This is a genomic window from Pacificibacter marinus, assembly GCF_900109555.1.
Classification (GTDB): Bacteria; Pseudomonadota; Alphaproteobacteria; order Rhodobacterales; family Rhodobacteraceae; genus Celeribacter; species Celeribacter marinus_C.
Window position 1 is genome coordinate 525,216 of sequence record NZ_FNZV01000001.1, and the last position, 12,570, is coordinate 537,785.

Annotated in this window: 16 protein-coding genes; 8 read left to right on the forward strand and 8 right to left on the reverse strand. The window is 52.0% G+C overall.

The features are described from left to right. Positions 1-35 precede the first annotated feature (35 nt). On the reverse strand, positions 36-1,259 hold the full coding sequence (locus BM025_RS02400) for a cytochrome b/b6 domain-containing protein (protein ID WP_244515394.1): 1,224 nt from the start codon (positions 1,257-1,259) through the stop codon (positions 36-38). Between the two features lie 194 nt (positions 1,260-1,453). Between BM025_RS02400 and rimO the strand changes: the two genes are divergently transcribed. From rimO to BM025_RS02420, 4 genes are all read left to right on the forward strand, one after another. Beyond that, positions 1,454-2,860 carry a 30S ribosomal protein S12 methylthiotransferase RimO gene (gene rimO, locus BM025_RS02405; RefSeq protein WP_085847082.1) on the forward strand — a complete coding sequence of 469 codons (1,407 nt, stop codon included), beginning with the start codon at positions 1,454-1,456 and terminating at the stop codon, positions 2,858-2,860. A 96-nt stretch (positions 2,861-2,956) separates the two neighbouring features. Continuing rightward, positions 2,957-4,060: an SIR2 family protein gene (locus tag BM025_RS02410; RefSeq protein WP_085847081.1), complete on the forward strand. Its 1,104-nt coding sequence runs from the start codon at positions 2,957-2,959 to the stop codon at positions 4,058-4,060. A gap of 124 nt (positions 4,061-4,184) precedes the next feature. Continuing rightward, positions 4,185-4,577, forward strand: a complete 393-nt coding sequence (locus tag BM025_RS02415) for a rhodanese-like domain-containing protein (protein WP_085847080.1) — start codon at positions 4,185-4,187, stop codon at positions 4,575-4,577. 36 nt (positions 4,578-4,613) lie between these two features. Continuing rightward, positions 4,614-5,009 (forward strand): thiol-disulfide oxidoreductase DCC family protein, encoded by a 396-nt coding sequence (locus BM025_RS02420; protein WP_085847079.1) that lies wholly within the window; start codon positions 4,614-4,616, stop codon positions 5,007-5,009. On the opposite strand, the gene BM025_RS02425 is transcribed toward BM025_RS02420, so the two are convergent. Then, positions 5,006-5,353: a YigZ family protein gene (locus BM025_RS02425; protein ID WP_085847078.1), complete on the reverse strand. Its 348-nt coding sequence runs from the start codon at positions 5,351-5,353 to the stop codon at positions 5,006-5,008. The genes BM025_RS02420 and BM025_RS02425 overlap by 4 nt on opposite strands. A gap of 5 nt (positions 5,354-5,358) precedes the next feature. After that, positions 5,359-6,192, reverse strand: coding sequence for a M48 family metalloprotease (locus tag BM025_RS02430; protein ID WP_085847077.1), 834 nt, complete (start codon positions 6,190-6,192; stop codon positions 5,359-5,361). Positions 6,193-6,289: 97 nt separating this feature from the next. On the opposite strand from BM025_RS02430, the gene BM025_RS02435 reads away from it, so the two are divergent. Continuing rightward, the gene (locus BM025_RS02435) at positions 6,290-6,529 is read left to right on the forward strand and encodes a hypothetical protein (protein WP_085847076.1); all 240 of its coding nucleotides are present in this window, start codon (positions 6,290-6,292) and stop codon (positions 6,527-6,529) included. Here BM025_RS02435 and BM025_RS02440 read toward each other — a convergent pair. After that, a complete protein-coding gene (locus BM025_RS02440; protein ID WP_085847075.1) occupies positions 6,526-6,813 on the reverse strand; it encodes a DUF167 domain-containing protein in 288 nt (95 codons plus the stop codon). The two genes, BM025_RS02435 and BM025_RS02440, sit on opposite strands and share 4 nt — an antisense overlap. 113 nt (positions 6,814-6,926) lie before the next feature. Between BM025_RS02440 and BM025_RS02445 the strand changes: the two genes are divergently transcribed. After that, positions 6,927-7,505: a nitroreductase family protein gene (locus tag BM025_RS02445; protein ID WP_085847074.1), complete on the forward strand. Its 579-nt coding sequence runs from the start codon at positions 6,927-6,929 to the stop codon at positions 7,503-7,505. Continuing rightward, complete coding sequence (locus tag BM025_RS02450) at positions 7,505-8,218, forward strand: EI24 domain-containing protein (protein ID WP_085847073.1); 714 nt, start codon at positions 7,505-7,507, stop codon at positions 8,216-8,218. Before BM025_RS02445 ends, BM025_RS02450 begins: the two co-directional genes overlap by 1 nt. Here the strand turns inward: BM025_RS02450 and BM025_RS02455 are convergent. After that, positions 8,215-8,496 (reverse strand): DUF1467 family protein, encoded by a 282-nt coding sequence (locus BM025_RS02455; RefSeq protein WP_085847072.1) that lies wholly within the window; start codon positions 8,494-8,496, stop codon positions 8,215-8,217. The genes BM025_RS02450 and BM025_RS02455 overlap by 4 nt on opposite strands. A gap of 26 nt (positions 8,497-8,522) precedes the next feature. Then, a complete protein-coding gene (mce, locus tag BM025_RS02460; protein WP_085847071.1) occupies positions 8,523-8,927 on the reverse strand; it encodes a methylmalonyl-CoA epimerase in 405 nt (134 codons plus the stop codon). 196 nt (positions 8,928-9,123) lie between these two features. Between mce and BM025_RS02465 the strand changes: the two genes are divergently transcribed. Then, positions 9,124-9,843 (forward strand): response regulator, encoded by a 720-nt coding sequence (locus tag BM025_RS02465; protein ID WP_090875140.1) that lies wholly within the window; start codon positions 9,124-9,126, stop codon positions 9,841-9,843. Positions 9,844-9,846: 3 nt separating this feature from the next. Here the strand turns inward: BM025_RS02465 and BM025_RS02470 are convergent, their stop codons facing one another. Both BM025_RS02470 and aspS read right to left on the reverse strand, forming a co-directional pair. Then, a complete protein-coding gene (locus BM025_RS02470; RefSeq protein ID WP_085847069.1) occupies positions 9,847-10,362 on the reverse strand; it encodes a DUF1993 family protein in 516 nt (171 codons plus the stop codon). Positions 10,363-10,456: 94 nt separating this feature from the next. Further along, positions 10,457-12,235, reverse strand: coding sequence for an aspartate--tRNA ligase (gene aspS, locus BM025_RS02475; protein ID WP_085847068.1), 1,779 nt, complete (start codon positions 12,233-12,235; stop codon positions 10,457-10,459). Positions 12,236-12,570 lie beyond the last annotated feature (335 nt).

Consider the following 12,570-nt stretch of genomic DNA (forward strand, 5'->3'; position numbering starts at 1 on the left):
AAGAGCCGCTCTTTTATTTGAAGTGTAGTGAGTTTCTATTGAGACAGCTGAGCCGTCAGATTGACGGTGACATCAACGGCAAAACCAACCGTGCTTTCATCTGCATAGCCAGCCCCCATCCCGAAATCACGACGATCAAGCGCGGCCGTGCCACTCATTGTCGCGGTCGTGCCATCCGTTTCAAGTACAAACTCTAGTGTCACGGGCACGGTTTGTCCGATCAAAGTCAAAGTGCCGTTCGCTTGGTGCACAGGGCCAGCATCAAGCCGCACAATATCCGCCTCAAAAACAGAAGTCGTAAAGGCGCTGGTATTGAAAAACTCAGGGCCAATAGCTGTCGAGGTCACAGATCCAAGCGTCAAAGTCGTCGTGTCGATGTTGACCTGCGTGGTTCCCGCTCCAGTCTCTACATCATAAGCGATCTTGGCATTCCAAGTGCCAAACACCCCCTCAATAGGCGCACCTGATTGGGCGACTGAAAAGGTGAGACTGCCATCGGTGACAGTCCATTCTGGAACTTCTGATAAGACCTCACTCGGCGAATCGCTTGCTGACGATGTGGTACTTTCAGACGCATCTGTGGTTGCTGGCGCAGCCCCTTGGGCAGTACCAAACATCAAAGCACCGCCAATCACGACACCCCACATAAGCAACGCTGCAAAAGGCGCCAATTTATCATGTGCCACAACTGTAGGATCGCCTGCCTCGGCACCTTTTGTCATCCGCGCCAAAGTTGCATCTTTATCGATCACCACATGTTTCAGCGCCCCTGCGATGTGCGCTGCCACTGCGCCAAGCAAAACAAAAACAGCCGTGCCATGCACAGCTTTGGCAGCGTGTGCGACAAATTCAGATTTTGGCACGAACGGCAAACTTTGCCCAAAGGGCCACCAAATCGGCGCAAAGCCCACTTCGGCGGCATGCATGATCCAGCCAGACAACGGCACGACCACAAGTGTGCCATAAAGCGCCCAATGCACAATCTCTGCGGCAAGCGTCTCAAGCCGATTATCGGGATGCAACGGCACAGGACGTGGCTGGGACAAAGCCCACAAGATACGCAACACAGCCAGCAAAAAAACCGTCACTCCCATGGTTTTATGTACGGAGTATAGGGTTTTCAACGTGCCTATCGTGTCGGCGTTACGCGGCAAATTATCACCAATGATGCCCAGCGCAAAGGCCGTGACAATCAAAAGCGCAATCGTCCAATGGAAAAAACGGGCTACGCCACCGTATCTGGTTTTGGTATTGGTCATCATAGGATCACTATCCGAATAAAGTTAAAACATTTTTACCACCCTACGCCATTTCCGATAAATGCATCAGCGCTATTCGCGCACATCATCCGACACCTCATGCACACTGCGATGCCAACGACACAACGCGCACATCGTTACGACATCGTCAAAGCACGCTTCACCCAACCACCAAACCCGTGTATGGCAAGGATATGAGCACAAATCCTCCGAATCTCCGCCCCGATCTGGCCCCCAAAGCCATCTTTGATCCCAGCAAACGAGACGGCCAGCCGACCATCGGCATGGTGTCCCTCGGGTGCCCAAAAGCGCTTGTCGACAGCGAACGTATTTTGACGCGTTTGCGCGCAGAGGGCTATCAGATGTCCGCCGATTACACCGGCGCGGATGCTGTGATCGTCAACACCTGTGGATTTTTAGACAGTGCCAAAGCCGAAAGTCTTGAGGCAATCGGCGAAGCATTGCAAGAAAACGGCAAGGTGATTGTCACCGGCTGTTTGGGCGCGGAACCCGACTATATCACGGGCGTTCACCCGAAAGTTTTGGCCGTCACTGGCCCGCATCAATACGAACAGGTGCTGGACGCTGTGCACAAAGCTGTGCCGCCCTCGCCCAATCCCTTTGTTGATCTACTGCCTGCGCAAAGCGTGTCTTTGACGCCGCGCCATTTCAGCTATCTGAAAATTTCCGAGGGCTGCAATCACGCCTGTAAATTCTGCATCATCCCTGACATGCGCGGCAAATTGCAGTCGCGCCCTGTGCACGGGATTTTGCGCGAGGCCGAAAAACTGGTCGAGGCTGGCGTGAAAGAATTGCTGGTGATTTCGCAGGACACCTCGGCTTACGGTTTGGACCGTCGCTATTCGACGCATCCTTGGAAAGATCGAGAAGTGCGCTCACATATCACCGATCTGACCCGCGAGCTGGGGCAACTGGGTGCGGCGGATGATCTTTGGGTGCGTTTGCATTACGTTTACCCCTACCCCCATGTGCGCGACTTGATCCCGATTATGGCGGATACGTCGAATGCGATTTTGCCCTATTTGGACATTCCGTTCCAGCATGGCCACCCTGATGTGTTGAAACGCATGGCGCGACCTGCTGCGTCCGCTAAGGTTCTCGACGAGATTGCCGCGTGGCGTACGGATTGCCCAGACATCACCCTGCGGTCCACGTTTATCGTTGGCTACCCCGGTGAAACAGAAGCCGAATTTGACTATATGCTCGATTGGCTGAAAGAGGCCAATCTGGACCGTGTGGGCTGTTTCAAATACGAAAACGTCGCTGGCGCGCGCTCGAATGCTCTGCCAGATCACGTTGCGGAAGAAGTGAAACAAGAGCGCTGGGATCGCTTCATGGAAGCGTCGCAGGCGATTTCAGAGGCCAAATTGGCAGCGAAAGTCGGCCAAACGATACAGGTTATTGTCGATGATATCGACGAAGACGGCATCGCCACCTGCCGCACCAAAGCCGACGCGCCCGAGATTGATGGGAACTTGTTTATTGATGAGGGCACGCAAGCTTTGAGCGTGGGGGATTTGGTGACAGTCGAGGTCGATGAGGCTGGGGAGTATGATTTATGGGGGTGCATTTCGAAGTAGAAAACAGTCTGAGAGACTGTTTCCGAAATGGAAGATATTGCTTTCAAGGAAGTTTCTCCATAATTTCACAGGACATTTCTTAAGAGAATTTAACAGATGGATTTCAAAACCTTAACTGAGCTACTTGATGATGCTCCCGTAACTTTGGTCCTAGGCGCTGGCGCGTCGAAAGACTACGGACTGCCCGACTGGAACGAGCTCAAAACTCACATCATCGATGAAGCACGCGAAAAACCTCTGAGCCTTAACATCTCTGACGGGGTATTCGACATCATAATTCAAGCATTAGAAGAGGCCGGCGATAAGACTCTAGACAATGTCGCAGGAAGCTTGGGGCGCCAACTTGATGGTTTCGCAGCCAGATGCGGCCTGCAGAAGCTAATTGCTTATTGCCTTATCGACGCGGAAAAATCTTGTCTAGAAAAAAACGAACTCGGATGGATCGAGTTGTTTTGCTCTGAATTACAGAAATATTTAAGAAGTGCATCCGATCAAACACCCGAACGGAAATATGATAAACGCCTGCAGAACCTAAAGAATTTAAATGTAGTTTCTTTGAATTATGATCGTGTTTTCCTATATAATTTTTTCTATGCGGCAAGTCACACGCTAAACAACAATAACCAAAGCTTTCGCGAGCGAATTACGCTAGAGCGATCACCGCCATACGTATATTTTGGATTATGTCAACCGCATGGAGTTCTAGGAACCTTACCTAAGCTCTCGACCCCCTTAGCCAAGGTTACATCTTCAAACTTGAAGTTTTTTGGTGGAAAATCCTCAAATATTGGCTTCCAATGGCTTCCCTACTCGCCACTTTCATCCCGATCCTTAGCTGTAACTGCGTTGCCGTTCGGTGAGACCGCTGCCTTCTTAAAACTTTGCGAAGCAAACTCCATCGATGACCATATCGACTTAAATATCGCGGCTGTAGACGACTTTGATGACGAAGTAGACTCCAGAAACTATGTTCATTCAAACCAACAGATAAAGTCATCTCACGTAGTTTGCATTGGGCTCAGTGACTTGGGCTTCAATCAATCGCAACTCAACTTTTCAGCCGCTAAGTCGGTTACACTTACCAACACTTCCAAAGAACTAAGAAAATTTGATAATAACAGGCTGCCTACACCAAATGTTGTGTATTTTGACGCAGATGGAATCTACGCCACGCCTCTTATCAAAAAGATGGCCGAATAGCATTACAAACGCTCCTCAAAACAATCCCCCTAGGGTCAGGCGCTTAGCGATGCTAGCATCGCTAAGGTGATACACTTGACGGACATACAAACCTTCAAGCAAGCTCCCCCAAAGGGAGCGCATCATGACCAAGACCTATCAAGACCTGCTGAGTGAAGCTTACGACCAGATCACCACGATCCCGACAGAGCTCGCCATCGATCTGGCCGATGACCCCGACACCCTCATCGTTGATCTGCGCGACAGGCGGGAATTGGAGCGCGAGGGCAAGATCGCAGGCGCGTTTCATTGTCCGCGCGGGATGCTTGAATTTTGGATTGACCCCTCCAGTCCGTATCATAAACCCGCATTGGCCGAGGCGAAACAAATCGTGTTTTACTGCGCTTCTGCGTGGCGGTCCGCACTTGCGGCCAAAGCAGCGCAAGACATGGGATTTCAAAACATCGCGCATATTGAGGGCGGGTTTACCGCGTGGAAAGACGCGAGTGGTATGATCGAAAATGTCGCAGCGAAATAACGTGGCTCTTTGACGAATACGCCCTATCTTAACAAAATGACTGACACAGATATCGCTTCAGACACCCAAGTGCTGTTCAACGCGAATTGCCCCGTGTGCAATTTCGAGATTTCGCATTACGCAGACTACGCGGGGCGCAATGCTCTGCCGATCAGTTTTGATGATCTCAATTCTTGTGCCTTGGAACGATGGGATTTGACGGCGGATCAAGCCGCGCGACGGCTGTATGTGGCACACAAAGGTCAGCTTTTATCGGGCATCCCCGCGTTTCGGGTGCTGTGGCAACAAATGCCGAAATACCAATGGCTGGCGCGCGTGACGGGGTGGCCTGTGGTCTTGCCGATCAGTGAATGGCTCTATGATAACGTGCTGGCACCTGCCATTTACCGTTGGCACATTCGGCGTCAAAGCCGTGCTCAGCGCAAAACTTAGAGCCGATCCAGATAATAACGCACGGCGTCTTGGACGTGGCGAAACCGGTCACCGCCCAAATGTTTACCACCATACCAACGCGTCACAACAATGATGTGATTGCGCAACTCTTCGCGTTCAAGCATTCGCAAAATCACCATGCCAGCGCCACTTTCGCCGTCATCATTTTTGATCGGAGTATCGCCCGCCAAAAGCCCCCAAGTGTTATGGGTGGCCTTAGCAAACTTTTTGGTTTTGCGCAGGGTTTTGAGAAAGACCTTGGCCTCATCAGCAGAGGTACACGCCCCGCCTGACACCGCGTATTTTGAGCCACGATCAGATATGATGCCATCAAAGGTTTGCACGAGGCCTAGAGCGTTGCCATGGTCCGACGCACGGTTTCGATGCGTTGATCATTTGGCGGGTGCGAGCCAAGGAACTGATCGCCGGGATCAGGAATGCGGGTGAAAAATGCAGCGCCCCGTACAGGGTTGTAGCCCGCACGGTAAGCAATGATTGTGCCCAATTGGTCGGCCTCAAGTTCGTACGATTTCGAATAGCGCCGCGCACCGACAGTGGCACCAAGGTTTTGTGCAACCTCAACAGTCGAAGCATCAGCTCCAATCGCAGCAGCCAGAACCCCACCCAAAAGCCCACCGACAGTGGCGCTTTCTTGGGTTCGGTTCAAATGGCCTGCAATATGGTGTGACGCCTCATGGCCCAAAATAAACGCCAGCTCGTCAGAGTTTTGCACATCGGCCAGCAAAGCCACCGTGAACGTCAACACGGGGCGGCCACTGCTATCGACCGATTGATAGGCATTCGAGGGCGCTTTGGCGTTGCTGTCTACAACGATTTTGAAATCACAATTCGCGCCTTTTGTACGGTTGCGACACTCGGATTCGGCGATAGGTTCGATATGACGCACGAGGGCTGCAAAGCTTTCGACCGTCACAGGGCCATTGGTGCTGGCTGGCGCGGGCGAGACCTGCGGCGCATTCGAGGGCGTGGGCGCAGAGGTCATAGGCACATCAAGACAAGCACTGAGCGCTGCGATGGCGACACAGCCCAAAACCGCACGCGAGGCTTTCAATGAAAAACGATCAAACACAGCATATCCTTGTTTTGTACCGAATCTTGCAGGCAGATGCCCTGCCAAAGGCTGCGAGCGTTGCCACCAATCTAGGCGTTTCTCCCAGATCATACCAGTCGCATTAGCAAGAACAAGAGTGCGGTACATCAAACATAAACAGGCACGTTATGACGCTTGCAAATCTACTTTGCTGCGCTAGCATCAAGGCATGTTTACAATAGAACACGAATTTGATGCGACCATTATCACGTTGGTAGATGACGGCGCTGTGCCGTTGCAAGAAGACGTGGTTGTTGCCGCCTTTGCCGAATGCATCACTGTTGAGCAATATGACCCGCGCACGCGCAAGACGCACAAGATAACACTATCGATGGAACAACTGCGTGACCTTGGCGCGGCTTTGGATTTGCCAGAAGGGGCCTATACACTTAAGTCGCTGAAAGACTAAAGCCCTGTGATTTGAAATACCTTATCGCGGCTGATGGCCCCGCGCAGCAATGCGATTTGGGATTTTGACACCCCGAGAGTTTTGGCCAAAAGTTTCACCACCTCTTTGGTGGCTTTACCATTTTCAGGCACGCAGGTGACATACACACGCACAGCACCATCTTGCATCAAAACCGCATTGCGCGACGCTTTGGGTGTGACACGCACGTGCACAGTATTTTCTTGTACAGCAGCACGCAGGTCGGCTTGCAACTTATCTTTGTCACTCAGGGCTGTATTGCTCATGTTATACCCATTCACACTTCTGCCAAATTGCGGTTGAATCTACGCCGCAGAACACCGACATATCGCATAAGCTAAAACAAAATCTATAAGATCGTTCAACAGAAAGCCGCGTCATGCCCGCACCTAACCAAACTGCTCTCGATTTTTTGCTTTCACGTCGCTCACGCCCGGCCAAAACACTTGTTGCCCCTGCCCCAGATCGCGCAGCGTTACGCCCGCTTTTGACCGCAGCAGCACGGACGCCAGATCATGGGAAATTGGAACCTTGGCGGTTCATCGTTTTGGAAAAACCTGCTTTGACTCGCTTGTCCACATTGGTGGCCGAACTTGGTGCTGGTCGCGATTTAGATGCAGATCAAATGACCAAATCCATTTCGCAATATGCCAATGCGGATTTGGCTGTGGCTGTGATTTTTTCCCCCAAGCCATCGCCAAAAATTCCTGAAATAGAACAGATTTATTCGGCTGGCGCTGCCTGTCTTGCGCTGTTGAATGCGGCTTTGGCGGCAGGTTGGGGCGCGAATTGGCTGTCAGGCTGGGCATCACATGACCCTGAATTTCGCACACGCGGACTAAACCTTGCCCCACAAGAAACCATCGCGGGCTTCATCCACATCGGCACCGAAAAGACGGCCCCACCTGAGCGCCCGCGCCCAGACCTAGACGCGATCACAACTTGGGTCACGGATTGATGTTTGACGATTTTGCAAAAGCGCTTGGCCAGCTTGGCGACAGCCGATTTCAATCGGTTCTGTTCAAAGGCATAGGCCTGACCTTGGCGCTTTTGGTTGGCATCTACATTGCTTTTGTCTGGGTCTTGGGATTGTTTTTACCCGATACAGTCACTCTGCCCTTTGTGGGTGACATCGGCCTAGGGTTGGTTTTGTCCATCGGTTCATTTTTCGTGATGATCGGCCTATCCGTGTTCTTGATGGTCCCTGTCGCTTCGGCCTTTACCGGGTTCTTTTTGGATGAGGTCGCCGAAGCTGTTGAGGACAAACACTATCCAGATTTACCCCCCGCACCGCGTCAAAGCTTTGCTGATATGATGCGCGATACGATGGGCTTTTTGGGTGTTTTAATCGCAGCCAACATCATCGCCTTGGTGCTGTATATGCTTTTGAATATCGCAGCGCCGTTGATTTTTTGGGCGCTCAATGGCTTTTTGTTGGGGCGTGAATATTTTCAAATGGTCGCGATCCGTCGATTGGGACGCGAGGGAGCTAAAGCGGCACGCGCACGTCATGCGCCCAAAATTTGGCTTGCGGGCGCTTTGATGGCTGTGCCTTTGTCGATCCCTTTGGTGAACCTGCTGATCCCCATGTTAGGGGCTGCAACCTTTACCCATATGTTCATGCGTCTTGAGGGGGATCAGTTACAATTCCCCAAAGACACTCCGCTTTAGCTGTCGGAAACTTTCGGCAAATGCGCTGTCCAATCCACATCATGCCATGAAAACATTCCTGAATAGATCACGCCAATGATGATCCCCCAAATCACAAACGCCACCAAAGTGACAATGATCGCTTTGCGGCGGGGGTTATAATTGGCTGGCGCGCCGGCATGGGTGCCTTCGACGATCACACCTTCATCGCCTTGTGTGCGCAACCCTATGGGCAAGGCAATAAACATGGTCATGAACCAAGTCACAGCGTAAAGCACAATGGCAGAGACGATAGACATAAGCCGTTCCTTTTGTGGTGAGCAGCCTAGACTTGCTCGAGTTCGATGAGGCAGCCGTTGAAATCCTTGGGATGCAAGAACAGCACAGGTTTGCCATGAGCGCCAATTTTTGGCGCGCCGGTCCCCAAAACACGTGCGCCATCTGCCAGCAATTTGTCCCGCGCGGCCATGATATCATCCACCTCGTAACAGATATGATGAATTCCGCCCGCTGGGTTCTTGTCCAGATAGCCCGTGATCGGTGAATTGTCACCCAATGGATGAAGTAATTCGATTTTTGTGTTTGGCAACTCGATGAACACAACCGTCACACCGTGATCAGGTTCGTCTTGTGGCGCGCCCACATTAGCGCCTAGCGTGCCGGCGTATTGCGCTATGGCAGCGTCCAAATCGGGCACTGCAATCGCCACATGGTTCAAACGTCCGATCATCTCAAGCCCTCTCATTGAATTCTTAAGCGTTGTTATGGACTGCCTTGGTATGATCCCGCAAGCGGCGCTTCGACGCAGGTTTTTGCAGAAATGACCTTATGACATTCAAATTTCAAAGGCATTGCACCGCAAGGTTAACGCTCCTTTCACCAATTGTAGCGTTAACTCTAAACACAAACACTTGGGAGCTATGCAAATGCCAGATGATCTACAAAGCCTACTGCCGCCACAATCACCAACCCCCGAGCGTCCTTTGCTTGGGATAACCGCGCTTATTGTCGAAGACAGTCGGTTCGCCTCAGAAGCATTACGTCTTTTGTGTTTGCGCTCTGGCGCGCGCATTCGCCGCGCCGATAATTTGGCCCATGCCCGCAAACATTTGCGTGTTTACAGGCCCAATGTGGTCATTATCGACCTAGGCTTACCAGACGGATCAGGTGCAGAACTGATTGAAGAATTGGCACAATCCAGCGCGCGTGTTGATGTGCTTTTGGGCATGTCTGGCGATACGGGCGCTGAGAGCTTGGCGCGGGCAGCTGGCGCCGATGGCTTTATTGCCAAACCCATCGCAAACCTTGGTGAATTCCAAGAAATTATCCTAAGCGCGATGCCTGCAACGGCCCGACCTGCTGGCATTTACCCTGTCTCAAACGAAAACATCAGCCCAGATCCGATCGCGCTTCAAGATGATTTCGTACATATCTCAGACCTTATGACGCTCAATAAAGGCGATGATATGCTTGATTATATCGCACAATTCTTAGCAGGGATTGCCCGTACAGCCGACGATTCTGAATTGATCGACGCTGCAAGCACATTGGCCAGCCACCGCGAACAAGGCCTGCCCTTTGGCTCAGATGTCGCGCGCATCACAGGATTGGTGCATGACCGCATTGATCGCGCACGGGTTGTGTAACGCTCAGTCATCCAAGGTCTGTTCAAAAGAAAATCCCGTTGGATAGCTGTGCAGCCCATCAAAATCTGATTTGCCAATATTCATCCCAGCGGCCCGCAAAGGCACGTAGGCCATGGTGAAATGGAAAATCATATTGGGCAGAGCATAGCGCAAGATAAAATCGGTGCTGTCCTGGGTGAGTTTTGCAAATCCAGCCGTATGCGATACCTCAGACGCAGTAAAATCGGCAGGCGTGAGACCCAGCAACATTTCACGCACATCCTGCGCCAGAATGTGCAGCGCAGTAACTGTGGCCCTGTCTGGAAACACGGGCAGCGCGCGCCCTGTCACGGGGGCAACAGCACGCGCCGCAAAATTCAACGCGATGGCCAATTGTTGATTGGTGGGGAAAGCGTCTGGGGCAGCACGCGTGCTGAGCAGCGCCTTGCAATCAGGATGCGCCTCGACCTTGATCAACAGCGCCTCAATCTGACCCACATAGTGCAGTAACGTATCAAGAATGGTTTGCGTGTTTTGCATGGAAGCCCCTTTTCACACAAACTTAACCAGCGGCCCGCCATAAGAAAAGGCGCGAGGTTGCCCCCGCGCCTTAGTCTTTCAATCCGCTGAAAACTTAGTCTTCGGCAGGAATAGCGCGCAAATGCAATTCGCGCAGCTGTTCGTTCATCGGCTCGTTTGGCGCGCCCATCATCAAGTCTTCGGCACGTTGGTTCATTGGGAACATGATGACCTCGCGGATGTTGGCTTCGTCCGCCAAAAGCATCACAGCGCGATCGATACCCATAGCGCAACCACCGTGGGGCGGAGCGCCGAATTGGAACGCATTGACCATACCGCCAAAGCGTTTTTCAACTTCTTCTTTGCCGTAGCCCGCGATTTCAAACGCTTTGTACATGATTTCAGGCGAATGGTTGCGCACCGCGCCTGACACCAATTCATAACCGTTACAGGCCAAATCATATTGGTAGCCAAGCACTTTGAGCGGATCGCCCATCAATGCTTCCATGCCACCTTGGGGCATCGAGAATGGGTTGTGTTCGAAGTCGATTTTGCCAGTTTCTTCGTCTTTTTCGTAGATCGGGAAATCAACGATCCAAGCGAATTGGAAGCTGTCTTTATCTGTCAAACCAAGCTCTTCACCGATCACGTTGCGCGCACGGCCCGCAACGGATTCAAAGGCCTTCGGTTTGCCGCCCAAGAAGAACGCCGCATCGCCAAGGCCGAGACCAAGTTGCTGACGGATCGCTTCTGTGCGCTCTGGACCGATGTTTTTAGCCAATGGACCTGCTGCCTCAAGGCCTTCGCCTTGATCTCGCCAGAAAATATAGCCCATGCCAGGCAGGCCTTCTTGTTGCGCGAATTTATTCATGCGGTCACAGAATTTGCGTGAACCACCTTTTGGCGCAGGAATCGCACGGATTTCTGTACCTTCAGTTTCCAGCAATTTAGCAAAGATCGCAAAGCCGGAACCTGCGAAGTGCTCAGACACGATCTGCATTTTGATCGGGTTGCGCAGGTCTGGCTTATCGGAACCGTACCAAAGCGCCGCGTCTTTGTACGAAATCTGCGGCCAGTCTTTGTTGACTTTGCGGCCTTTGCCGAATTTTTCGAACATGCCGCCGATCACAGGCTCAACAGTGTCGAAAATGTCTTGCTGTGTGACGTAGCTCATCTCGACATCAAGCTGGTAAAAATCGGTGGGTGAGCGATCCGCACGAGGATCTTCATCGCGGAAACAAGGCGCGATTTGGAAGTATTTGTCAAAGCCAGAGACCATGATCAGCTGTTTGAACTGCTGTGGCGCTTGTGGCAGCGCATAGAATTTTCCGGGGTGCAAACGTGATGGCACCAAGAAATCACGCGCGCCTTCAGGCGAGGACGCTGTGATGATTGGCGTTTGAAATTCGTTGAAATCTTGCGCCCACATACGTTCGCGCAGATCTTTCACCACGTTCGAGCGCATGATCATGTTGTCGTGCAATTTCTCGCGACGCAGATCAAGGTAGCGGTACTTCAAACGCGTTTCTTCTGGGTATTCTTGATCGCCAAACACCATCAACGGCAACTCATCAGAGGCCCCCAAAACTTCCAGATCGCGAATGAACACTTCAACTTCACCTGTTGGCAATTTGGTGTTCACAAGGCTTTCATCGCGCGCCATGACGGTGCCATCGATCCGAATACACCATTCGGCGCGGACTTTTTCCATGTCCTTAAACACAGGGCTGTCAGGGTCACAAAGCACCTGAGTGATGCCGTAGTGGTCACGCAGATCGACAAATAAAATTCCGCCGTGATCTCGGATACGGTGGACCCAGCCAGAAAGACGAACGGTATCGCCCACATTGGCCTTGGTCAGTTCAGCGCAGGAATGGCTACGGTAGGCGTGCATATCGGAATCCTCAGGTCTTGGACTATAAACAGTCGTCGCGCCGATACACCTTTATAGGGCGAGAAAGTCAAGCCTTGCGGGGGCTTCGATGCTGTGATCAGCGGGAATTCATAAGTGCAAACGCCTGTTAGGACCAAAAATCGCACCGAAGCGAGACAAAACGCATAGGAATCGCCTTACAGCCTCGCCCGAGGCCTCCCCTGAGCAAACCAAGATTGACAGCAGTTTTCGCACAAAAGCACCACGATGCAGGCAGGAAAGGTATAGGGGCACAATGCAAGTGCGCTATACGCCGCCTCACCCAAAAGAATCCGTAAACTTTGTGCCAAAAGCCA